Below are 24,217 nucleotides of genomic sequence, written 5' to 3' on the forward strand. Positions count from 1 at the left end.
TTGTTTCGTTCAGTTTTCAAAGAACTACTTTGTCGCTCAGAAGCGACTTTATCAATATAACATTTCGTTATATTTTCGTCAACAACTTTTTTCAATAAGTTGTTTTTCGTTTGTTTTGTTTGTTACCTTTCGTGGCAACGAATATAAATATACCAGTTTGATTATTAAAATGCAATAGTTTTTCTAATAAAATTTTTAACTTAGTAAAAAAGTATAAAAACAGCACATTTCTTCTATATAAATATAATTTCTCGCACTATCAAGATTTACTATACCCACGCAAATCATGCTCAAATAAAAAAAGCTTTGGAGAAATCTCCAAAGCTTAGTCTTGTTTATGGCGCATAGCAGGGAATAATAATACATCACGAATAGATGGTGCATTTGTTAATAACATAACTAGACGATCAATACCGATTCCTAATCCACCCGTAGGAGGCATACCGTACTCAAGAGCTTCAATATAATCGTCATCCATCATGTGAGCTTCGTCATTACCTTGTTCGCGCTCTTTTAATTGCGCTTCAAAACGTTCTTTTTGATCGATTGGATCATTTAACTCAGTGAATGCATTTGCATGTTCACGCGCAACGATAAATAATTCGAAACGATCTGTAAATCTTGGATCTTCATCATTCTTTTTCGCAAGCGGCGAGATTTCTACCGGATGACCGTAAATAAATGTTGGTTGGATTAATTTATCTTCTACTTTTTGTTCGAAGAATTCATTTATAATATGACCAACTTCCATTGTATCTTTAATTTCGACATTATGTTCTTTTGCAAGTTCACGCGCTTCTTCTACACTCATCGGATTCCAGAAATCAGCTCCAGAGTATTGCTTAATCGCATCTACCATATGAAGACGTGTCCATTCTGGTTCTAGATTAATTTCATAATCACCATACTGGATTGTTGTTGTACCCAGTACTTTTTTCGCGATATGAGCAACCATATCTTCTGTTAACTTCATAATATCTTTATAATCAGCGTATGCTTCATATAATTCAATCATCGTAAACTCAGGGTTATGACGAGTTGATACACCCTCATTACGGAATACACGGCCGATCTCATATACTTTTTCTAAACCACCCACAATAAGACGCTTTAAATGTAGCTCAATTGCGATACGCATATATAATTCCATATCTAACGCATTATGGTGTGTAGTGAAAGGACGCGCAGAAGCTCCACCTGCAATTGCATGCATCATAGGTGTTTCCACTTCAAGATAACCGTTGTCATCTAGGTACCTTCTCATCTCACGAATGATTTTACTACGAGTAACGAACGTTTCACGACTTTCCATACTTGTAATTAAGTCTAAGTAACGTTGACGGTAGCGTTGTTCAACATCTTTTAATCCATGGTATTTATCTGGTAATGGACGAAGAGATTTCGTTAATAGCGTAAAGCCTGTTGCTTTTACTGAAAGTTCTCCAACGTTTGTTTTGAACACTTTACCTTCAATACCTACTAAATCACCTAAATCTGCTGTTTTAAATAATTCATACTCGTCATCTCCAACAGCATCTTTACGAACATAAATTTGAACTTGTCCATGTAAATCTTGAACATGTGCAAATCCAGCTTTCCCTTTTCCGCGTTTTGTCATAATACGACCAGCGATAGAAACAGCGATTTCCTTCTCCTCTAATTCCTCTTTAGAGAACTCTCCATATAGACTCACTAAGTCAGTTGTTGAATTTGTGCGTTCAAATCTTTTACCGAACGGGTCAATTCCTTGTTCACGTAAATTATGTAGCTTTTCACGACGAACAATCAATTGGTCGTTTAATTCTTCGTGGTTCATGTTATCCATGATATTGATATCACTCCAGCTCTATTTAATTTTACAATATATACAGTATAGCATTTTCTACTCAACTAGAAAAACTGCCAGCAACTAACTGGCAGCTCTTCTTTCTTTCACGTAATTATAGGAAGTGTATAGAAGAATGTCAATCTCCTATGTCCATTATTAACCAACGTAAATTGTTTGTTGTTTCGCTTCCACTTCTTCTACAAATGTACCTAACACATTCGCAAGGTCTTCCCGTGTGTTACAAGCATTAATACCATTACGTACACTCGCATTACCACGAACACCTTTTAAATACCAAGCTGCATGTTTTCTCATCTCTCTTACAGCGACACTTTCATTCTTTAAGTCGATAAGACGATCTAGATGCAACATACATACATCAATTTTCTCGCGCACTGTTGGTTCCGGCATTAATTCACCTGTCTCCAAATACTTTACCGTACGATAAATCATCCACGGATCTCCAAGAGCAGCACGACCAATCATAACACCATCTACACCAATTTCATCAAGCATACGCTTTGCATCTTGCGGCGTTGCGACATCACCATTTCCGATAACCGGGATATTTACAGATTGTTTTACTTGTTTAATAATATCCCAATCCGCTTTTCCTTCATACATTTGCACTCGTGTACGTCCGTGAACCGCCACAGCTTGGCCACCAGCACGCTCAACAGCCCTAGCATTTTCTATTGCGAAAATATGTTCTTCATCCCAACCGATACGCATTTTAACTGTAACCGGCTTTTCAACAGCATCTACAACCGCTGCTACCATTTCATATATTTTATTCGGGTCTAAAAGCCACCTTGCTCCAGCATCACATTTAACGATTTTCGGCACTGGACAACCCATATTAATATCAATTATGTCTGCTGTCGTATATTTATCTACATATTTCGCAGCATCTACAAGAGTTTCTTTCTCTCCACCAAAAATTTGTAAACTTAATGGCTTTTCTCTCTCGTCGATATATAACATATCTAATGTTCTTTTATTATTAAGTAATATTGCCTTATCACTTACCATTTCAGCACAAACTAAGCCGGCACCAAATTCTTTTACTGTTAAACGGAATGCAGAGTTACACACTCCCGCCATCGGTGCTAGTACAACCGGATTTTTCATCTCGATATTTGCAATCTTTAACAATCAATCTACTCCTTCCTGTACAATCACTTTGGCATTAATTCCTCTATCGAAACATTTAATGCCTTAGCAACTTCTACTACAAAATCTTGAGAAGGCGATCTATTCCCTCTCTCAACCTCACCTAAAACAGATACAGATACCCCTAGTGCTTTAGCAAAACCTTCTTGTGTGTAACCTTTTAGCTTTCGAAAAGCACGAATGCGTCTTCCCCATTTTTCTGCTTCCATACCGTTACTCCCTCTCGCCTTTTCATTTCTTCTACTTGTGAACATGAAATGTTTTGTTTTATATCTTGATTAATTTCTAACAACGGAACGATAACAAAAGCTCTTTCAAACATCCGCGGATGCGGAACAATAAGATTCTCTGCTTCAATATTCTCTTGATTATAAAGTAAAATGTCAAGGTCGATAGTCCTCGGCCCCCACCTAATTTCCCTTTTTCTTCCTAGGTCATTTTCTACTTTTTGTGTTACTTTCAATAATTCTTGTGGTGATAAATTGGTAGAAATTTTTATAACTAAATTTAAAAAGCAACTTTGGTCAGTATAGCCAACTGGCTCAGTTTCATATACAGATGAAATATCATCAACCTGAATATAAGGATTTTTATTTAAAAACTGAATCGCTTCGGTTAGATACGTATAACGCTCTCCAATATTTGACCCTAATGCAATGTAAGCTATATTGTTCATGGACGTTCTCTCGTAATTTCTACTGCTACAGCACGATAATGACCCGGTATCGGTGGATCCGGCTTAATTACCTTAATTGTACAGCGCGAAATACTTTCATATTGTTTTAATATATCTGCAGCAATATTTTCAGCGATACTCTCCACAAGCTTATACTTTCTATCCTCAACAACTTTTCTACATAATTCGAAAAGCTCTCCATAATTGACCGAATGCTCTAAGTCATCACTTTCCCCTGCACGCTTTAAATCCAACTCCACCGTTAAGTCAACTTTAAATCTCTGACCTAATTTATTCTCCTCTGGGAACACGCCATGATAACCATAAAACTCCATATCATGGATATAAATTTTATCCAATTACCTTACCCCCTTACCAATCATCGCATCCATCATTTTAGCCATACGCGCCATTTCTTTCACATCATGGACACGAACAAACTCACAGCCCTTTTCAATACCAAGACAAACAGTAGCTCCCGTTCCCTCAAGGCGTTCCTCTACTGGCAAATCTAATACGTGCCCAATAAAGGACTTTCTCGAAGTACCTAAGAGAACCGGATAACCTAGCACATTTAACTGTTCTAAATTACGCATCGCCTCTAAGTTCTGCTCAGGTGTTTTAGCAAAACCGATACCTGGATCTAAAATAATATTCTCATCTCGCACACCAGCATTTTTAGCAATTTTAATACTGTCATACAAATCAGCAATCATATCCGCCATTAAATTACGATAATTCATGTTATCGCGGTTATGCATTAAAATGATGGGTACATCGTAATGAGCTGCGACTTCAGCAATTTTCGGCTCCGCCTTCGCTCCCCAAATATCATTAATAATATGAGCACCAGCCTCAATTGCTTGTTTTGCAACTTCAGCTTTATATGTATCGATAGATATAGGCAATTTTACTTCTCTTGAAACTGCTTGAATCATCGGGACAACTCGCTTTATTTCTTCTTCTACCGATACTTTAGCAAAACCCGGGCGAGTAGATTCGCCACCAATATCAATAATATGAGCACCTTCACCTTGCATTTCTTTTGCGTGACGTACCGCAGCATCTACCTCCTTGTAACTCCCACCATCAGAAAACGAATCTGGTGTTACATTTAAAATCCCCATAATTAATGTCTTTTCATTTAAATTCAATGTATATTCGCCGCAGCGTAAATCATAATCCCACTTCAAACTACACATCTCCTCTTCGTAATTCATTTCTGCTCCATAATTTCTCTCTTTGCATTCCATAAAGGTACATTAAACTTTTTGTAACCACTCCTACTTTACCCGGGAAATCCTGCGCTTCTATACGATAAAGCGGAACAATTTCTTGAATGGAGTTTGTTACGAAGACTTCAGCCGCTGAAAGTAGCTCATCTTTTGTAAAGAAACCTTCCTTTACTTCTATATTTAATTCTTCAGCACTCTTTATAATAAACGCACGAGTGATACCATTTAAAATCCCTGTCTCTAACGAAGGTGTATATAAAACATCACCTTTCACAAAAAATAGATTGGAAACAATACCCTCTGCAACATAACCTGCTTCAGTAAGAAAAATACCTTCCTTACTCACAACATTTCCAATTTCACGCTTCCCTAAAATATTATTTAAATAATGATGAGACTTCAGACGAAATGTTCCTTCCGGTGTATTTCGCACTTGTTTTAGAATAACACCTTCTTTTTCCACTACATCTCCTGGAGCTGTTAAAGGTTTTATAAAAACAATAACCGAAGGCTCTTCATACATTTCCGTTTGTAATCCTATTTCATCTATACCCGCTGATACATTAAAACGTACATATGCATGCTTCAATTCATTCTTAGCAAGTAAATCTTTCAAAATAAGCATCACGTCATTTTTTGTCATTGTCCATTTAATTTGCAATGTATCCAGCGCTTCTATTAAACGGTCATAATGATCATCCAATAAAAAAGGATGACCATTATAAATACGAAACGTTTCAAAAACTCCAAGACCATATAAATAACCATGATCATAAGGAGAAATTTTCGCTTCACTTGCTTCTACATACTGACCATTTACGTAAATTAACATAATGTTGCACTTGGACTGTATTTACAAATGAAATTCTGTAACAACTCTTTCCCATGAGAAGTCATAATAGATTCCGGATGGAATTGCACACCCTCTATCGGCAATGTCTTATGACGAAGTGCCATAATTTCTCCTTCCTCTGTCCAAGATGTTACCTCTAAGCAATCGGGTAACGTCTCTTTCTTAACAATAAGGGAATGATAGCGCGTCGCAGTAAACGGATTAGGAATATCCGAAAAAATCGTCTTTCCATCATGATGCATAAGCGACGTTTTCCCATGCATTAATCGTTCTGCACGGACAACCTCTCCACCAAACACTTGTGCAATGGATTGATGCCCTAGACAAACTCCAAAAATCGGAATCTTTCCAGCAAAGTATTTAATAACTTCCATACTAATCCCCGCTTCATTAGGACTACATGGACCTGGAGAAATCATTAGAAAATCTGGTTTCATATTCTCAATATCTGAAATGGTCACTTCATCGTTACGTTTAACAACGAGCTCTTGTCCAAGTTCTCCAAGAAACTGCACTAAATTAAATGTAAAAGAATCATAATTATCAATCATTAATATCATTTCTCTCACCTAACCGTTTCTTCGCTACGTTCTTTTGCACGCCATAAAGCAATCGCCTTTTTTAACGACTCTTTATATTCATTTTCTGGATTTGAATCAATTACAATTCCCGCCCCTGCTTGTACATGAGCTTTTCCATCTTTAGCAAGAAGTGTTCTAATTACAATATTCAATTCTGTATCTCCAGAATAACCAATCCAACCGATTGAACCTGTATAAATCCCTCTTCGAACAGGTTCTAATTCCTCAATAATTTCCATCGTACGTATTTTCGGGGCACCAGTAATTGTTCCCCCAGGGAATACAGCCTTCACTAAATCAAAAGCATCTTTATCTTCTTCCACCTCACCACGCACATTAGAAACAATATGCATAACATGTGAGTATTTCTCAATTACCATAAATTCATCTACTTCTACAGTGCCATATTTACAAACACGTCCTAAATCATTTCTTTCTAAATCCACAAGCATTACATGCTCTGCTCTTTCTTTTTCGTTCTCAATTAATTCTCTTGCTAATTCTTCATCCTCTTGCTCATCCGCGCCTCTAGATCTCGTTCCAGCAATTGGTCTTGTACTTACTTCAGTTCCTTGTTTCTTAATTAACAACTCTGGCGATCCACTAACAATTTGAAAATCCCCAAGCTCCAGGTAACCCATATATGGAGATGGATTAATTTCACGAAGACTTGTATAAATTTCTAGTGGGTGTGTCTGTAACGTTCTTTCTTGTCTCGTCGACAAGTTTACTTGGAACACATCACCCGCCCCAATATATTCTTGAATACATTCAACTGCCTTCATAAAGCCGGCTTCAGTAAAAGCAACTGCTTCACTTTTCTTTTCAGGACTTTCAAAGGGCACAGTCACTTCAGGCGCTTCTGTCATCCAAAGACTCTTCCACTCATTTAGCCGTTCTTTTGCCTCTTCATATTTATCTACATAATGCGTAATAACCCATAACACTTGTTCTTTTTGATCATAGACAAATACGTCATCAAATAATAAAAAGAAGATGTCAGGTATATTAATATCATCTTCCGCAAGAGAAGGCAGCTTTTCAATATAACGGATACAGTCATAACTGAAATAGCCAATTGCACCACCTTGAAAAGGCGGATACTCTGGGTTATAGTCCGTCTTCCATTGTTCCATATATTCTTGCATTAAATCTAACGGATTCCCTCGTTTTATTGTTTCCTTACCACTTTCACTTATATGTAACGTTTCATCCTTCCCTCGGATTACCGCTACTGGGTTCAGCCCTACAATGTTATAACGACCGCCACGGCCGCTTTCTAACAAAATATGTTGCGATTTACCCTGAGAAAGAAATTTATATTGCTTAAAGAAATCTAACTGATATGGAATAGAAAGCGCTAAAGATTTTCTTCGTTGCATATCAACACCCCGTCTTCTTTTATCCCACCCTCTTAGATTAACCAGCTCAAACTACATAAGTTATTTATATAGAGATTGATTATACTCGAAGGCTAGTGAAAATAATTTAATTATACTACCTCTTATTTTACATGAAGTTTTCTAGTCATTCACTCTTTTCCTATTTCCAATCCCAAAAGAAAAAGCACCCTTTTTCAAGGATGCTTTTTCAATCACGTTTAATTATGATTCAAATTGATAAAGTGGTGTACTTAAATAACGTTCACCGTTACTCGGGATAATAACAAGTACCTTTTTCCCTTTACCTAACTTTTTCGCAACTTCTGTTGCTGCATAAATAACTGCGCCTGAAGAGATACCAACTAAAATACCTTCCTCTTTAGCCACTCTTCTCGCATATTCAAATGCTTGCTCTGTTTTCACTTGAATAATTTCATCATATACTTCTACATCCAACGTCTCCGGAACAAATCCCGCCCCAATTCCTTGGATTTTATGTGGACCTGGTTTCCCACCAGATAATACTGGTGAATCTGCAGGTTCTACTGCATAAATTTTAATATCTTTATACGCTTCCTTCAGTACTTCACCAGCACCAGTAATCGTTCCACCTGTACCAATACCTGCAATAAACGCATCTAATTGGTCACCCATTTGTTCAATAATTTCTGGACCTGTTGTTAAACGGTGAATTTCTGGATTCGATTGGTTTTTGAACTGTTGTGGTATAAAGTAGCCATGCTCTTTTGCTAATTCAGTCGCTTTACGAATTGCTCCACCCATTCCTTCAGGCCCTGGAGTCAATACTAATTCCGCACCGTAAGCACGTAATAAATTACGACGCTCAATACTCATTGTTTCTGGCATTACTAAGATTGCATTATATCCTTTAGCAGCCGCTACCATCGCTAAACCAATTCCTGTGTTACCACTTGTCGGCTCAATGATTGTATCGCCCTCTTTTAATAATCCATTTTTTTCAGCATCTTCAATCATAGCTAATGCGATACGATCTTTAACGCTACTCCCCGGATTCATAAATTCTAATTTTAAGTATATATCTGCGCTGTCTGATTCTACGATGCGGTTCAACTTAACGATCGGCGTTTTCCCGATTAATTCTGAAACTGATTGTGCCACTCGCATTCCTGTCACTCCTAACACCGAGTATTTTTATTGGTTTTATCTATATTTAGATTTTGTCAGAAAATTCCCTGTTTGTCAATTCATTTGGAGGATTGCTCCTCTTAATTCCCTTATTACAAATTCTCGATTAAATTTGTAATATCTTCTTTAGAGAACTTGTATCGTTCATTACAGAAATGACAGTGAACTTCTGTCTCTTCCTCTTCTTCACGAACTTGCTCTAACTCTGTTTTACCTAAACTAATTAATACACTCTCAATACGCTCGCGTGAGCATGTGCAATTAAATTGAACATCCATTGTTTCTAATACTTTTACTTTATCTTCTCCAAGAACTGCATATAGTAGCTCTTCCGGAGAAAGTCCTTGTTCAATCAACGTTGATACAGGTGGAATCTTTTGTAAACGGTCTTCAATAAATGAAATCGTTTCATCTTGCGCACCCGGCATAATTTGAAGGATGAATCCACCTGCCGCTAATATGCTATCATCTCCATTTACAAGAACACCAACACCTACAGAAGAAGGCGTTTGTTCAGAAACTGCAAAATAATACGTAAAGTCTTCTCCTAATTCTCCTGAAACGATTGGAGATTGACCAATAAACGGCTCACGCATTCCAATATCTTTAATTACAGTTACAAACCCCTCTGTACCTACCGCTTGATATACACGTAACTTCCCTTGTTCTGTTCCTTCAAAATCAACATGCGGATTCGTTACATAACCACGTACATCTCCATTTGCATGAGCATCTACTAAGATAGGACCAATCGGACCGTTACCTTCTACCTTAATCGTTAACTTTTGCTCACCTTTTAACATTGCGCCCATCATTGTACCCGCAGTTAAAGAACGCCCTAGTGCCGCTGAAGCTGTTCTCCATGTATCATGACGTCTTTGCGCCTCACTTACTGTATTTGTTGTACGTACACTATACGCACGCACTTCTCCATCAAACGCTAACGCTTTTACTAAATAATCTTTCATACGTATTTATTCACCTTTCTCATGCTGTAAATTTGCATTACGTTCATATAACATGTATAAACCTTTTAACGTTAAAAATGGATCTACAATATCAATTACATTCGATTCTTCGGAAATTAATTTTGCTAATCCACCTGTTGCAATAACTTTAGGTTCTTGTCTAGCTTCTTCTTTCATACGCTTAACAATACCTTCCACTTGTCCAACATAACCATAAAGAATACCCGATTGCATCGCACTTACTGTATTTTTCCCAACTACACTGCTTGGTTTTGTAATTTCGATACGAGGAAGTTTTGCTGCTCTGCTATATAAAGCCTCTGCTGAAATCATAATTCCTGGCGTAATAACTCCACCCATATAATGCTTTTCTTCGTTAATATAACAATATGTAGTAGCCGTACCAAAATCAACAATAATAAGCGGACTTCCATATAAGTGGATTCCTGCTACTGCATTTACAATTCGGTCTGCGCCTACTTCACGCGGATTTTCATATTTAATATTTAGCCCTGTTTTTATCCCAGGCCCTACTACAAGCGGTTTAATTTTAAAATATTTTTCACACATGCGCTCTAAAGCAAACATAATTGGTGGTACGACTGAAGACACAATAATACCTTTCACATCTTCAAACGAAAGACCTTCATGCTCAAGCAATTGCTTTACAAGCATTCCATATTCATCTTCTGTCTTATGACGATCTGTTTCCATGCGCCAATGCTGACGAAGTTCCCCCTCTTCAAACACACCTAGTACAGCATTTGTGTTCCCTACATCCAATACAAAAATCATATTCTCACCACTTATCTTATTTAATCTATATTTGTGCAGTATGTATAAAACTTATAAAAACATCATATCACACATACTTATATAATCAGCTTTCCTATCCTCATCATTTTACAAAAAGATTGCTCTCTATTTCAATTTTTAATACTAGTTTTACTTAAATTACTTTATCCACTAAGTTCTCAATAGTAATTAACAAAGGTTTTAACAAACAAAAAAGGAGTGACGATAGTCACTCCTTCGTTTCTTACTTATCTTCATCGTCTTTCTTCATGTTGATGTTTACTTTCACATCATCTGAAGATGTTGGACGTTCTGGCAATCTGCCGTAATCACATAAATGATTGATTTGCTCAGCATCTAACGTTTCTACTTCAAGTAACGTTTTTGCAATAAGATCTAGCTTATCACGATTTTCAGTAAGAATGTCTTTTGCACGAGCATAACATTCTTTCATAATCGTTTGCATTTCTACATCGATATCGTGTGCAATTGCATCACTGTAGTTTTGCTCTGAATGGAAGTCTCTTCCTAAGAACACTTGACCACCTTGCGAACTACCAAATTGCATTGGTCCAAGCTTATCACTCATACCGAATTCTGTAACCATACGTCTTGCAATGCCCGTCGCACGTTGGAAGTCGTTGTGAGCACCTGTACTCACTTCACCAAATACAATCTCCTCAGCTACTCGACCACCAAGTAAACCAGTGATTTTATCAAGTAACTCTGGCTTTGTCATGAAGTAACGATCTTCTTTCGGAAGCATTACTGCATATCCACCAGCTTGACCACGAGGGACAATTGTTACTTTATGAACGACATCAGCTTCATCAAGAACAACACCAATTACAGTATGACCCGCTTCATGGAAAGCAACGATATTACGTTCTTTTTCAGAGATAACACGACTTTTCTTAGCCGGACCTGCAATAACGCGATCCGTTGCTTCATCAATGTCACTCATATCAATTTTCTTCTTATCTTGACGCGCAGCTACTAAAGCAGCTTCGTTTAATAAGTTTTCAAGATCAGCACCAGAGAATCCTGGCGTACGAGTTGCAATTGCTCTTAAGTTGATATTTTCATCAAGCGGTTTATTACGAGCATGCACCTTCAGTACAGCTTCACGGCCATTTACATCTGGACGATCTACTGTAATTTGACGGTCAAAACGACCTGGACGTAATAATGCTGGATCAAGAATATCAGGACGGTTTGTCGCAGCGATGATAATAATACCTTCGTTTGCACCGAATCCATCCATTTCAACAAGTAATTGGTTCAACGTTTGCTCACGCTCATCATGGCCACCACCAAGACCTGCGCCACGTTGACGCCCTACTGCATCAATTTCATCAATGAAAATGATACAAGGAGCATTTTTCTTTGCATTTTCAAATAAATCACGTACACGTGATGCACCGACACCCACAAACATCTCTACGAAGTCAGAACCACTGATAGAGAAGAATGGAACGCCAGCCTCACCTGCAACAGCACGTGCTAATAAAGTTTTACCTGTACCTGGAGGTCCAACTAATAGGACACCCTTTGGAATACGAGCACCAACTTCAGAGAACTTACGAGGGTCTTTCAAGAATTCAACTACCTCAACAAGTTCTTGTTTCTCTTCATCCGCACCAGCAACATCTCTGAAACGAACTTTTTTCTTTTCATCATTATATAACTTCGCCTTACTTTTCCCGAAGTTCATAACACGGCTACCGCCGCCTTGAGCTTGGTTTAATAAGAAGAAGAATAAAATGAAGATGATGACAAATGGAATGATTGAAGTAAAGAATGTTACCCAGGCACTTGTTTCTTCTGCTGGTTGATACTTAACTTCGGCACCTTTCGCTTTATCATTAATTTTCTTTTGTAATTCCTCAGTATTTGGTGCATAAGTAACAAATTGTTCTCCTTGGCTAGAGTTATTAAATTGTCCTTTTACCTCAAATACACCATTTTTCGGTTGAAGTTGCACATTACGCACTTCACCGCTTTCTAGTTTAGTAATGAATTTGTCGTAGCTAACTGATGTCGTTTTTTGTGTCGAACCATTAAAATAGCTCACGATTCCAATTACTACTAAGAATATCAGTAAATAAAAGATGGTATTACGGAAGATACGATTCATTCCTAACCTCCTCTCACGGCATAAACACTATAGTAAATCGTAACATAGAAAAACTTTCCTATACAATTGTGAAGCCTATATTTAATTAATTTGAGTAAACGCTTGGTTTTAATACGCCTACATAAGGAAGATTACGGTACTGCTCTTTATAATCTAATCCATATCCTACTACAAATTCATGTGGAACAGTAAATCCAACATAATCCGCTTTCAGATCAACCTTACGGCCTGTTGGCTTATCTAATAATGTAACAATTTTTACAGACTTCGCTTTACGATATTTGAATAAGTCTACTAAGTAGCTTAGTGTAAGACCACTATCAATAATATCTTCGACGATTAAAATATCGCGACCTTCTACAGAAGTATCAAGATCTTTTAAAATTTTCACTTCGCCTGTTGAAACTGTAGAGTGACCGTAACTAGATACAGCCATAAAATCCATTTCAAGATATGTATCTGTTCTCTTTAATAAATCTGCCATGAATGGCATTGCGCCTTTTAATACACCAATTGCAAGAGGTACTGTGTTTTTATAATCCTCTGCAACAATTGCACCTAGTTCGCGCACCTTTTCTTGTATTTGCTCTTCAGAAATTAATACTTTTTCGATATCTTGATTCATCATTTCATTATCCTCCCGGAAGACTCCTTGCTTTTGTAGTGAATAATCATATATTTATCCTTCTTTGCCATCTCTTTCGAAATTGCAAATGCAGATCGCTTCAACAAGGGTACCCAAATAATGGTCCCACTTGCATCACAAACGACCGGCCATTCTTCTCTTTTTTCTTTCGGTACTTTTGCTTCGATAAAAATAGCTTTTATCTTTTTCGTGCCATTCATACCTTGTATTGACATGCGATCTCCATTTTCCCTAGAACGAATACGAAGTGGATATGATATATCATTATACTTAGCAACAAATACTGTTTCATTCATGTTACTTGGTATATCTTCGCTCACCTCTGTTACAAATTCATCCCCGTTCAATAGCGTAATGGTCCCGGGTACTGATAAATCTTGTAAAAAAGGAGAAACAATTTCTTGTTTAAATCTAAAGCTACACTCCTCGTATGTACGAACAATTTTCAAATCACCTGGAAAATCAAGTGAACCTGAAGGTTGTGTCCGCTTAAAAAACTCAATCACCTTGTCAATATGTATGGAAGAAAGAGAAGATGGAATCTTATATTCATAAAGATAGTTTAATATTAGTTGAATCCCTCTTCTTTGTAAAGGCATAGACATGGATTCAAAGGCAGGAATTGATAAGCTAATTTGTTTATCACTTTTTTTTGTAATTACTTTATTCATTTTCTCAAAAGCTAATTCCTGCAAATAAGCCTCATCCTCTTGCATCTGCACGCTAAATTTTTGGAATTTCTCATGCACTTGTGGATTTTCTTCTTTCAAATGAGGAAGGACATATTTACGTAATCGATTCCTTGTATATACTTCCTTTTTATTACTCGGATCTATACGTGGCATTAAATTTAGCTTATTACAGTAATCAACAATTTCTTCCTTCGTTACCCCAAGTAACGGCCTAATTAAATACCCATTATGAAAAGGACGCTTCACTGCAATTCCTGCATATCCTTTCGGAGTACTCCCTCTTACAAGACGCATTAAAATTGTCTCGACTTGATCATCTCCATGATGTCCAAGAGCAACATATCTTGCATCATATTTCTTCATTATTCTTTCCAAAAATGCATATCTGCATTCTCTAGCAGCAACCTGTGCATTCATTCCGTATTGCCGTTGATATTGTGATACATTAATCCTTATCGTTTCACAAATAATTCCCAGTTCTTCACAGAGGCCCTGCACAAACCGTAAATCCTCATGAGATTCATCACCTCTAAACATATGATCCACATGAGCTACTACAATTTCCAACTGTTTTTCCGCTCTTTTTTCTAATAAATAATATAAAAGCGCTAACGAGTCAGGACCACCAGAAACTCCCACAACAATTGTTGAATCATTTTTTAATACATCATGCTGCTTTACAAAGTCATCTACTTTTTCAACAAATGTATCTTTCAACTTCGTAATCACCTTTCATTAAACAAGAACAGCAACGTTAGTTGCCTTGTCTACAATGGTACAACTTTTACAAACATTGTGCAAAAAAAAGATATACAAAAATTACATTTTTATCTTACATCCTCCGTGTATATTCACAAAATTAATAACATTACCTTTTTCCACAAAAAAACCTAGGTATTCACCTAGGTTTTTAAAATCAAATTATAGATAAACATTCCACTTACATTTTACTGCGCCTGCATTCCTACAATCGGAATCGTAGCCCACTTCGGCATATTTTTCTTCACTTTTGCCACTACAATAGTCATATCATCATTTATATAACCATCACAAGAGCGAATCACTTCTTCCATAATGATATCAGCAATTTCTTGCGGGTCTTCGGTTTGCAATTCTTTAATTTTTCGTTTCATCCACAATTCATGATTCTCCACATGCTGTGCTCCCTCAAAAATCCCATCGCTCATCATAATAAGAATATCGCCCGTTTTTAATTGTTCACCCACCACATCAACTTCAACATCTTCAATGATTCCCATCGGCAAATTACTTGCTTCAATTTTCAAAATATTATTTGCGCGTTTAACAAAACTCGGCGTCGATCCAATCTTTAAAAACCTTGCACTCGCATCCCGCAAATCTACCATAGCTAAATCTAACGTCGTAAACATCTCTTCTGTCGTTCTCAAAGAAAGAATTGAATTGATAGACTTAATTGCTATTTCTTCATCAATGCCCGATTGGAGTATTTTTTGTAATAATTTCACCGTTTCCTTACTTTCCATATGAGCCCTTTGCCCATTCCCCATACCATCACTAATTGCAAGTGCATATTTACCAACACTTAAATCCATCATCGCATAAGAGTCACCCGAAACAAATCCACCGCCTTTTGCAGCTGTAGCCAATCCTGTATCAAGAGAATACGTCTTCGCCGAACCAAATGATATTAAACTATGGCCATTTGGATAAGAAGACTTTTCTTCATGTTTAACGACAATATTTTCTTTAAGGATATCCGAAAGCATCGGTGCAACTAACTTTTCACATTCACCATGTTCATTAGATGCAACTGGAATTAACATTTCAATATCAATACTTCCTCTATCTAAACAATAAATATCAACATGCTCTACTTCGACACCAAAATCACGGAATGCTTGCATAATCTGTTCTTCCTGCACTTGATGATTTTCACGCTCTCGTTGTATCTCCTTAGCAAAATCCTCCATAACCTTTGATACACCTAATAGTTGCTCCGCTACTATTCTACGATTTTCCTTCATTTGTTTTCGTAATTTTTGTCCCTCATAGAAGTGATCTAATTCACCCGCTACTAAATCCGTCACTTTTTTCCCTCTCACACAATGCTTGTCCCACTCACGAACTAATTTACGATTATGTTGCAGGGTTCCTTCTTCCGTTTCATTCATTATTTGTTTCATATAATCGTACGTTTTATCAAAATTCACTACCCAGCATTGATCCTTTTTAAAGCATGTTTGACATGTTTTCGCAGTAATTGTACTCAAAAACAAATCTGCTTCTGTCTCTTTATCTTCTTCCTCTACATACCCATATACAGAAAAGCTATTAGATAAAGCAGCAAATACATTTGCAAATTGGTTGATTTTATTTGCTGTAACATCACGCATCCTTCTTAAATATTGTTGTTGATCTTGCGAATGCTCTTGTGTACCTGGCATAAATTTAGCAATACGATCCAAAACAAGCTTCGGTGTTAATAAGAAGATAACAATCGCTACACCTGACTCAATTAAAGTTGTTACAATATTTGTCTGTTTGTCCACATATAATGTAATTAAGCTTGTCCCAATTAATAAACCTAAACTAACACCTAAACGCTTCCCTTCTTTTAACAATCCACCAAGCAATCCAGAGAAAGCAAGAAGGCTAAGCTGAGACAAGCTAGACACATTTGCTAAACTTAATATTAGTCCTGTTACAACCCCTACTGTGGATCCTGTGGCAGCACCTGCAATAAATGCAAATACTAGCACTAAATACCTTGTAAAAATATGTTGAATAGAAGCATCATATACAAACCAATCTGTTGTACCCGTTAAAACAGATGCTAGTAATATAATCAAACAAACAATTTCTTCCGTCTCTAATGCCTGTTGTTTTCCTTTCCTTTCCACTAAAAGCGGGACGCTTTGTAAAAATATCATAGTTAATACGAAACTAAGCCCAGCCTCAATGGTACTAACGAGTAAATCGTACATGGTGACAGTTTGTTGCGCAAAATATACAACAACTAAGTGTGCGGTTAATGCGGAGATAAATACTTGAAATGGAACAAGTCCAACAGTTTTACGTGTAAATCGACTAAAGAAGATATTATAAATGAAGAAGGTAAAGATAGATGCAAAGGTAAAAAACAAATTATCTATCGATACCGAAAGAGCTCCTCCCATTAGAGCTAAAAATGCTAGCGGCATCTTATCCCGCTTCATAACATAAACAGCAGCAAAAAATGGCAGTGCAAACGGTAAAATATTTGTTAATATATATGCTCGTCCCAAAAGAAAACCAATAACAACAATAATAAATCCCCATCTAAAGAAAACTTGCTCAAATTTCATTCGCAACTTACTCGTCCACTTTATTCCTCCAAGCTGACTCTCATTCATTGCCAATGCACTTGTATTCATAGTATTCCTTCCTGCTTTAGGCATATTTTTAACACCACCTGCATAGTTTAATTACTGTCATTATAAAAGATGATTGTTGGTTTTTTTGTCAAAACAACAGTTTTCACTTTTATAATCGTTCGACTTTTTATTCGAAATAACTCTACAGATATACACGGTATGTAAGTTATTTTTGAGATTTTAATTAAACATTCAGAAAATATAGGATGATTTTGTAGAAGTGTTGTATATCTTAATTTATTTAACAAAAAAAGATCATGCAAATTTGCATGATCTTTTTAGATGACCCGTACGGGATTCGAACCCGTGTTACCGCCGTGAAAGGGCGGTGTCTTAACCACTTGACCAACGGGCCGTTAAATTAAATATAGCGGCGGAGGGGATCGAACCCCCGACCTCACGGGTATGAACCGTACGCTCTAGCCAGCTGAGCTACACCGCCATGTCGTCTTATTTAACGGACAATTAGTATCTTACATCAGATACTAATTAAAGTCAACACATCTCAAAAACTTTTTTAAAAATATTTTTAACATATAAAAAAGCACCCTGAGCCATCACTCTGGGTACCTCTCTATATGTTAAAAACTAAACGTCCTTATTATCCGCGACGCGCGCCACGGCCACCACGTTTAGACTCTGTGTTACGCTTTAAAGAAGTTAAACGATCTTCGCTATCTTTTAAGAAGCGTGCCATCTTTTGCTCAAATGTTTCTTTCGGAGCTCGGTCGTTACCGCCACCGCGATTATCTCTGTTGAAAGAGCGATTATTACGTTGTGGACGTCCAGAACGTTGTTGATCACCACCGCGTTGGTATTCACCGCGTGGACGATCTCCTTCTGTTTTTTCACGTTCTTTCGCTTTTTTGATAGATAAACCAATCTTTCCATCTTTTTCAACATTAATAACTTTTACTTCTACTTGGTCGCCCACTTTTAAGTGATCGTTAATATCTTTTACATAGTTATCAGCAACTTCACTAATATGAACAAGACCCGTTAAGCCCTCTGGCAGCTCCACAAAAGCCCCAAAATTTGTAATACCTGTTACTTTACCCTGTAACTTGCTGCCTACCTCGATTGACATAAAAAAAATGCTCCTCCTTAGTGGTTAAAAAGTCAAATTTTACTTTATTATATATAATCCTAAAATATAGTGTCAATAAGACATACTCTACTTAGAAACAGGAAAAATTATCTCCCCTTTACCAGAGAAGAAATAATCCCTTCTAGCAATCTTTAATACGTACTCTTCATCATTTAACTTTTGAACTTCGTCTTTTAGACTTTTTTCTTTATTCGTTAATGAATCCAGTTCTTTTTTCATGTCCTTAACTTTTGCTTCTTTTGCTTTAATGGAACTGTTTTGTTGATAAAACGTTACACCAATACTCGCAATAATTGTAAAAGTAAAGACAAGAAAAACCGCTAAACGGCGATAAAGTCGCTTCCTGTTCTCATCCGTTTGTATTATATGCTCTTTAACAGGATTTGGACTCTGTTTTTCGATTGTTCTTTGTCTCAGTTCCCTCATTTCCGAGGTCCCCCTAACTTCTTTTTTATATGCTCCCATAGTTGGAAGATATGTCCCTTCAATTTTGCTATATATTGCAGGAACCCTATATGTTTCACTATAAAAAGTTTAACACGATTAGGGAGAAGTTTCCATATGAGCGAAGCAATAAATCGAACAGGCCAGAAAAAAACTTTCCATATGAAAAGTAATATCCAAATCACCATTTTCCATAACACATGTCCAATTGAAAGCAGTATACGAAATAAGAATAATATAAATGCAATAAATAGCTGCGCTATAATAATAACAGGTTTTATCATGAGTAGCTGTATAATTCGAACAAAAAAATATGTTGTTTGCATAAAAATATAGATGAGAAAATTTAACAGCTTCATGTATAGTGCCTTCAGTAAGCTTTGATATGCCGCAAAACCACATAATAATGCCAAAAACACATATATACGTAGCTCAGCTTCATTTACGAGAAGCAATACATAAAAGACGGATAATGCTTGGACAATCCAAAATAATATATCATGTATAAATACAAGCCAACGTTTACGTTCTTGGCGCTTTAAAAAACGTTGATATGTATCTAAAGACGCTCCAATCCAAGCACCCATTCCAATCATTGAAAGCATTGTATACAACTGAATTGTTAAGCTCATTTAAACAACTTACTAAAGAAACCTTTAGTTTTTTCCCCTTGATTTTCATCAATATACAGCATCTCATTAACTTTCCCTTTAATCGACACAATACCTTTTTCCACATCTAAATTTTTCATTTGTAAATTTTGACCACGAATTGTTAAAAAACCCATTACGGTCTCTAGTAAAAACTCTTCGCTATCAAAACTCTCTACCTGCTTCACACCGGTAATATCAATTATACGCCTGCCACGCATAATAATGTCATGCTCTACAGAAACATTTTGTTGATTAGAAGACGTAGGTGAGTAACCATTATTCACGTAAATCCCCCCATAGGTTTTTACTAGCTAATAGTAATGTATGAGGGGATAAATGATTTTAGAACAAGCCTTCTTCCGCTTTTACTTTTTCTTCACGAACTAAGCTATACATATTTGCTGCATCTTCTTTTTTAGTTGTTTCTTTTAATTCATTTATTTTCACAGTCACTATTTTTTGACCAAAACGAATTGTTAATTCGTCAGCTACTTTCACATCAGAACTTGCTTTTGCCACTTGACCATTAATAGATATTCTTCCTTGATCAGCTACTTCTTTCGCTAATGTTCTTCTTTTAATTAAACGTGATACTTTTAAAAACTTATCTAGACGCATATCAAATCCCCCTATTAACGCTCTGTCTGTTTCGCTTCTTCCCATAAAACATCTAACTGTTCTAATGATAAATCTTTCATCTCTTTATTCATTTCAGCTACTTTTGCCTCCATGTATAAAAAACGACCAGTAAATTTCTCATTAGTTGAACGTAACGCCTCTTCTGGATCTATTTTGTAATGACGAGCTATATTAACAAATGCAAATAGTAAATCACCAAACTCACCCAGCATCTTTTTCTCATCCATATTTGTAACCTCTTGTTGGAACTCTTGCCATTCTTCCAAAGCTTTCTCTATCATCGGTTGCACATCAACCCAATCAAATCCAACCTTACCAGCTTTCTTCTGAATTTCATAGGCGCGTAGTAACTGCGGCAAACTTTTGGGAACACCATTTAAAACAGATTCTTTCACGAATCCTTTTTCTTGTTTTTTAATTTCTTCCCAATTTGCAATCACTTCATCAGCGCTGTTTACATCCGTATTTCCAAACACATGCGGATGGCGACGAACCATTTTCTCAGATAGAGTTCGAATGATATCATCTATAGAGAACCAACCTTCATCTTCTCCGATTTGAGCATGAAGCATAACTTGTAATAATATATCACCTAATTCTTCTACTAAGTGATCATCATCCTCTTCATCGATTGCTTCCAACACTTCATAAGCTTCCTCAATTAAATATTTCTTTAATGATTGATGTGTTTGCTTTTTATCCCACGGACAACCATTTGGACCACGAAGTTCCGCAATAATTTCTCTAAGAACATCAAACTGTTGATACAAGGACGCACGCTCCTGAACTGGCGGCACGTACACACTCGTTAAATTATTCAATTCCGTTTCATGATCTAACATGTACAACGGTACCTTCTTTACTTGTTCAAATGAAGTTCCTGCAGCTGTTACGATATACACTTCATAATCATCTGGTAACATCTCCATTAATGTTAATTTCACATCAGATGCAACGAATGCATCATATACTTGGCAAAAGATTAAATGTTGACGCAGTTCTAATTGCCCTCTTTCAAATGATGTAGCATCAAGTAATTGGAATCCTTCAATCGGATCAATCTTTAGACTTGCAAACATAGGATCAAGGAAACTTTGTCCACCCTCAATTCGCACTTCAACATTTGAAACTTCTCCTTTTTCCAACAGTAGCTGAACTGTTCTTTCTGCTACAAGTGGATGCCCGGGAACAGCATAGATAATTTCTGTACCTTCAGCTTGTTCTAGCAATTTATTCGCAATTGTTTCATATACAATTTCAAACGTATCATGTGCTTCATATACAGCATCAAAAGACGTATATTGTACGCCTTCTTTCTCCAATTCTTCTATAACTGGATGTTCTTTCGTTCTAACAAACAGATGGTCTGCTTCTTTTATTTTTCGATATACACCCATCGTTAGCTGATCTAATTCACCAGCTCCTAAACCTAAAATAGTAATGATTCCACTCACAACCAGTCACCTCTATCCACTCTTCTTCAATGAACCTTCTTTTTTCTCTTGTTTCATAACGGTTCCTAATTCTTTTTTTGTAAATACACGTAATTTCAAAATAAAAAACATATATGTCAATCCGCCAATGGCTACACCTAACAACGCTTCAAGTGTCGCGCTTCCTCTATGTTCCGTATCAATTACTAATCCAGACATCTGTAACACACGTGTGAATATCATTAATACAAATCCCATACAGATACCACTAATTACTATCCCTAACATATTTCGCTTATTGATAAGTGACCCTGATACAGCTCTCGTAAGCAACAAAGTATTTAGTCCAGAGATTATAATTAACGCACATAAAGTCGCAAAGGCTGCACCTTTCACACCCAAATAAGGCATGAATATATAATTTAACGCTAACTTTAAGCAACCTCCAAATACAACAAATAATGCTGGCTTAAACGTTTGCCCCAATCCTTGTAAAATAGAAGCTGTCGTAATTGACAATGAACTAAATAAAATAGATAACGATAAAATAGATAAAACATCTGATCCATCACTGTTTTCAAACAACATAATATTCGTAGGTTGAATAATACAAGTTAGTCCAATAGCTGCTGCAAGTCCAATAACACATGTTATTTTCACTGCTAACTTTACCTTTTCTTGAATAAAGGAAAGATCTCCTCTTTCCTTCGCCGCTGTAATAATCGGAATAAGTGACAACGAGAAAGAAGTCGTCACAACAGTACCTAATTGCATTAGCGGAATACTTCTATCATAAACACCCTTTAATACCTTTGCATTTTCAGCCTGTTCTCCCACACCAATAAGTAAGCTGTAAAAGGACACTGAATCAGCCATCTGTATAAAAATAAGCACTAAATTACTAACACAAATCGCTAACCCCTGCCAAAAAAGGATTTTAACTATCTTCCTTTTACCCTTAATTCTCGCTGCACTTTTGAAGAATATAGAACGAAAATCTTGACGCATATACAATATAAGTACAATAATCCCAATAAGACCACCCGCAATTGAGCCTAACATAGCCCCTGCACCAACTGTATATAAATCAAATCCGTGAGCAATTAGGAATAGCGATAAAAATACAATAATAGAAACTCGAATTGTTTGTTCTATTACTTGCGAAACAGCCGTTGGCATCATATTATTAAATCCTTGAAAATACCCTCTTGCTACAGACAAAAATGGCATCAATAAGAATGAAAATGAAATAACACGTAGTAACTTATCTAAGTGTATATCGCCCATAGCTACCGCAATTGTTTCGGCCCCAAAAAACAATGTCAAGAAGCCTATAAAACCAATTCCTAATAAGAACCAAAAAGATACACAAATAATTTCTTCTGCTTCTTTTTGTTTTCCCCGCTCTAATCGTTCTGCAACCATTTTCGAAATGATAACAGGAAATCCATAAGTAGCTAAAATTAAACAAAATCCATAAAACGGGTAAATTTGTTGGTAAATATAAAACCCAATATCCCCCGCTATATTTTGATATGGAATACGGTAAAAAGCGCTTAATACTTTTGTAACGAAACTTGCAATCGTTAATATAATAGCCCCACGCCAAAAGGCTTGATACTTCTTCGCTTCCATACAAGAAAACTCCTTTTTCTATTCTCACCTCTCGTATTATATCATAAAGAAAAGAACAAACTCCCTTCCCAACACGGGTAATAATGAGTTCCTACACGTTAAAAATATTCAACGAAAAAAGGTAGCAAAGTGCTACCTTCATTCAATATACATATATCTCCAAATAATTGATTTCTCAAAAAGAAAGATCATAATTAGGAAAGATTGCTACTTCTAAAATCAATATACCCTTACTGTTCCATTTGTTTCGCTAAGAAACTGGCAGCAGTATTAACCGCTTTATGCTCGATCTCGCTTATAATAGCTTCTTTTGAAAAAATAATGACAGCTCCAATCGGATCTCCGTTTGCAACAATTGGTCCAACTGTATAAGAATGAACCTTTTCTGTTACACCATCAATAATGGAAATATCACTTTCATCCGTCATAATAACAGACTTTCGTTCTTCCATCGTTTTTTCAATTAAATCGCCAACACTTTTATTTAAGTATTCTTTTTTCGATACACCTGATACTGCGATGATAGAATCTCGATCACACACAAGCACATTATGTCCTAAGCTGTCATATAAAGCATCAGCATATTCTTTTGCAAAATCACCTAGCTCACTAATTGGAGAATACTTCTTTAAAATTACCTCTCCATCGCGATCAACAAATATTTCTAGTGGGTCTCCTTCTCGAATACGTAAAGTTCTACGAATTTCCTTCGGGATTACGACCCTGCCTAAATCATCAATTCGACGTACGATTCCAGTTGCTTTCATTCTAATGCTG

Annotated in this window: 24 protein-coding genes and 2 tRNA genes; all 26 read right to left on the minus strand. The window is 36.5% G+C overall.

Going from position 1 to position 24,217, the window contains the following annotated elements:
• Positions 1 to 325: 325 nt before the first annotated feature.
• The 26 genes from lysS to spoVT all read right to left on the minus strand — a co-directional run bounded on the left by lysS (position 326) and on the right by spoVT (position 24,207).
• A complete protein-coding gene (gene lysS, locus HMPREF2590_RS07980; protein WP_000369668.1) occupies positions 326 to 1,825 on the minus strand; it encodes a lysine--tRNA ligase in 1,500 nt (499 codons plus the stop codon).
• Between the two features lie 159 nt (positions 1,826 to 1,984).
• Positions 1,985 to 2,983 (minus strand): tRNA dihydrouridine synthase DusB, encoded by a 999-nt coding sequence (gene dusB / locus HMPREF2590_RS07985; RefSeq protein WP_000912251.1) that lies wholly within the window; start codon positions 2,981 to 2,983, stop codon positions 1,985 to 1,987.
• 23 nt (positions 2,984 to 3,006) lie between these two features.
• Positions 3,007 to 3,210: a helix-turn-helix domain-containing protein gene (locus HMPREF2590_RS07990; protein ID WP_000387024.1), complete on the minus strand. Its 204-nt coding sequence runs from the start codon at positions 3,208 to 3,210 to the stop codon at positions 3,007 to 3,009.
• Positions 3,162 to 3,677, minus strand: coding sequence for a 2-amino-4-hydroxy-6-hydroxymethyldihydropteridine diphosphokinase (gene folK, locus HMPREF2590_RS07995; RefSeq protein ID WP_001059447.1), 516 nt, complete (start codon positions 3,675 to 3,677; stop codon positions 3,162 to 3,164). The genes HMPREF2590_RS07990 and folK overlap by 49 nt, the downstream gene beginning before the upstream one ends.
• The gene (gene folB, locus HMPREF2590_RS08000; protein ID WP_000358062.1) at positions 3,674 to 4,036 is read right to left on the minus strand and encodes a dihydroneopterin aldolase; all 363 of its coding nucleotides are present in this window, start codon (positions 4,034 to 4,036) and stop codon (positions 3,674 to 3,676) included. Before folB ends, folK begins: the two co-directional genes overlap by 4 nt.
• Entirely contained in the window at positions 4,037 to 4,897 is an 861-nt protein-coding gene (gene folP, locus HMPREF2590_RS08005) for a dihydropteroate synthase (RefSeq protein ID WP_002097868.1), read from the minus strand.
• The gene (pabC, locus tag HMPREF2590_RS08010) at positions 4,872 to 5,744 is read right to left on the minus strand and encodes an aminodeoxychorismate lyase (protein ID WP_000909871.1); all 873 of its coding nucleotides are present in this window, start codon (positions 5,742 to 5,744) and stop codon (positions 4,872 to 4,874) included. The genes folP and pabC overlap by 26 nt, the downstream gene beginning before the upstream one ends.
• Positions 5,738 to 6,325, minus strand: coding sequence for an aminodeoxychorismate/anthranilate synthase component II (pabA, locus tag HMPREF2590_RS08015; protein ID WP_000602296.1), 588 nt, complete (start codon positions 6,323 to 6,325; stop codon positions 5,738 to 5,740). The genes pabC and pabA overlap by 7 nt, the downstream gene beginning before the upstream one ends.
• Before the next feature lie 5 nt (positions 6,326 to 6,330).
• Positions 6,331 to 7,728, minus strand: a complete 1,398-nt coding sequence (gene pabB / locus HMPREF2590_RS08020; protein ID WP_001189719.1) for an aminodeoxychorismate synthase component I — start codon at positions 7,726 to 7,728, stop codon at positions 6,331 to 6,333.
• A gap of 222 nt (positions 7,729 to 7,950) precedes the next feature.
• Positions 7,951 to 8,874 (minus strand): cysteine synthase A, encoded by a 924-nt coding sequence (gene cysK, locus HMPREF2590_RS08025; RefSeq protein WP_001261719.1) that lies wholly within the window; start codon positions 8,872 to 8,874, stop codon positions 7,951 to 7,953.
• A gap of 113 nt (positions 8,875 to 8,987) precedes the next feature.
• Positions 8,988 to 9,863 (minus strand): redox-regulated molecular chaperone HslO, encoded by an 876-nt coding sequence (gene hslO / locus HMPREF2590_RS08030; protein ID WP_000656372.1) that lies wholly within the window; start codon positions 9,861 to 9,863, stop codon positions 8,988 to 8,990.
• 6 nt (positions 9,864 to 9,869) lie between these two features.
• Complete coding sequence (locus tag HMPREF2590_RS08035; RefSeq protein WP_000578368.1) at positions 9,870 to 10,658, minus strand: type III pantothenate kinase; 789 nt, start codon at positions 10,656 to 10,658, stop codon at positions 9,870 to 9,872.
• A 244-nt stretch (positions 10,659 to 10,902) separates the two neighbouring features.
• Entirely contained in the window at positions 10,903 to 12,795 is a 1,893-nt protein-coding gene (gene ftsH, locus HMPREF2590_RS08040; RefSeq protein ID WP_001079671.1) for an ATP-dependent zinc metalloprotease FtsH, read from the minus strand.
• Positions 12,796 to 12,880: 85 nt separating this feature from the next.
• The gene (gene hpt, locus HMPREF2590_RS08045) at positions 12,881 to 13,423 is read right to left on the minus strand and encodes a hypoxanthine phosphoribosyltransferase (RefSeq protein ID WP_000981844.1); all 543 of its coding nucleotides are present in this window, start codon (positions 13,421 to 13,423) and stop codon (positions 12,881 to 12,883) included.
• Positions 13,420 to 14,850, minus strand: coding sequence for a tRNA lysidine(34) synthetase TilS (tilS, locus tag HMPREF2590_RS08050; protein WP_000655460.1), 1,431 nt, complete (start codon positions 14,848 to 14,850; stop codon positions 13,420 to 13,422). Before tilS ends, hpt begins: the two co-directional genes overlap by 4 nt.
• Before the next feature lie 230 nt (positions 14,851 to 15,080).
• Positions 15,081 to 17,552 (minus strand): stage II sporulation protein E, encoded by a 2,472-nt coding sequence (gene spoIIE / locus HMPREF2590_RS08055; RefSeq protein WP_001123552.1) that lies wholly within the window; start codon positions 17,550 to 17,552, stop codon positions 15,081 to 15,083.
• A gap of 259 nt (positions 17,553 to 17,811) precedes the next feature.
• Positions 17,812 to 17,883, minus strand: a tRNA-Glu gene (locus tag HMPREF2590_RS08060).
• 13 nt (positions 17,884 to 17,896) lie between these two features.
• Positions 17,897 to 17,970 (minus strand) — tRNA-Met (locus HMPREF2590_RS08065).
• Between the two features lie 159 nt (positions 17,971 to 18,129).
• Positions 18,130 to 18,615 carry a S1 domain-containing RNA-binding protein gene (locus HMPREF2590_RS08070; protein WP_000021451.1) on the minus strand — a complete coding sequence of 162 codons (486 nt, stop codon included), beginning with the start codon at positions 18,613 to 18,615 and terminating at the stop codon, positions 18,130 to 18,132.
• Between the two features lie 87 nt (positions 18,616 to 18,702).
• Entirely contained in the window at positions 18,703 to 19,062 is a 360-nt protein-coding gene (gene divIC, locus HMPREF2590_RS08075) for a cell division protein DivIC (RefSeq protein ID WP_001208738.1), read from the minus strand.
• Positions 19,059 to 19,712, minus strand: coding sequence for a spore cortex biosynthesis protein YabQ (gene yabQ, locus HMPREF2590_RS08080; protein ID WP_000059777.1), 654 nt, complete (start codon positions 19,710 to 19,712; stop codon positions 19,059 to 19,061). The genes divIC and yabQ overlap by 4 nt, the downstream gene beginning before the upstream one ends.
• Positions 19,709 to 20,017, minus strand: coding sequence for a sporulation protein YabP (gene yabP, locus HMPREF2590_RS08085; RefSeq protein ID WP_001059104.1), 309 nt, complete (start codon positions 20,015 to 20,017; stop codon positions 19,709 to 19,711). The genes yabQ and yabP overlap by 4 nt, the downstream gene beginning before the upstream one ends.
• 58 nt (positions 20,018 to 20,075) lie before the next feature.
• Positions 20,076 to 20,351, minus strand: coding sequence for an RNA-binding S4 domain-containing protein (locus HMPREF2590_RS08090; RefSeq protein WP_001234876.1), 276 nt, complete (start codon positions 20,349 to 20,351; stop codon positions 20,076 to 20,078).
• Positions 20,352 to 20,365: 14 nt separating this feature from the next.
• Positions 20,366 to 21,826, minus strand: a complete 1,461-nt coding sequence (gene yabN, locus HMPREF2590_RS08095; RefSeq protein WP_000014241.1) for a bifunctional methyltransferase/pyrophosphohydrolase YabN — start codon at positions 21,824 to 21,826, stop codon at positions 20,366 to 20,368.
• A 12-nt stretch (positions 21,827 to 21,838) separates the two neighbouring features.
• The gene (locus tag HMPREF2590_RS08100) at positions 21,839 to 23,440 is read right to left on the minus strand and encodes a putative polysaccharide biosynthesis protein (RefSeq protein WP_070861386.1); all 1,602 of its coding nucleotides are present in this window, start codon (positions 23,438 to 23,440) and stop codon (positions 21,839 to 21,841) included.
• A gap of 230 nt (positions 23,441 to 23,670) precedes the next feature.
• On the minus strand, positions 23,671 to 24,207 hold the full coding sequence (gene spoVT, locus HMPREF2590_RS08105; protein ID WP_000648302.1) for a stage V sporulation protein T: 537 nt from the start codon (positions 24,205 to 24,207) through the stop codon (positions 23,671 to 23,673).
• Positions 24,208 to 24,217: the final 10 nt, after the last annotated feature.

The organism is Bacillus sp. HMSC036E02 (assembly GCF_001836235.1).
GTDB classification, from domain to species: Bacteria; Bacillota; Bacilli; order Bacillales; family Bacillaceae_G; genus Bacillus_A; species Bacillus_A cereus.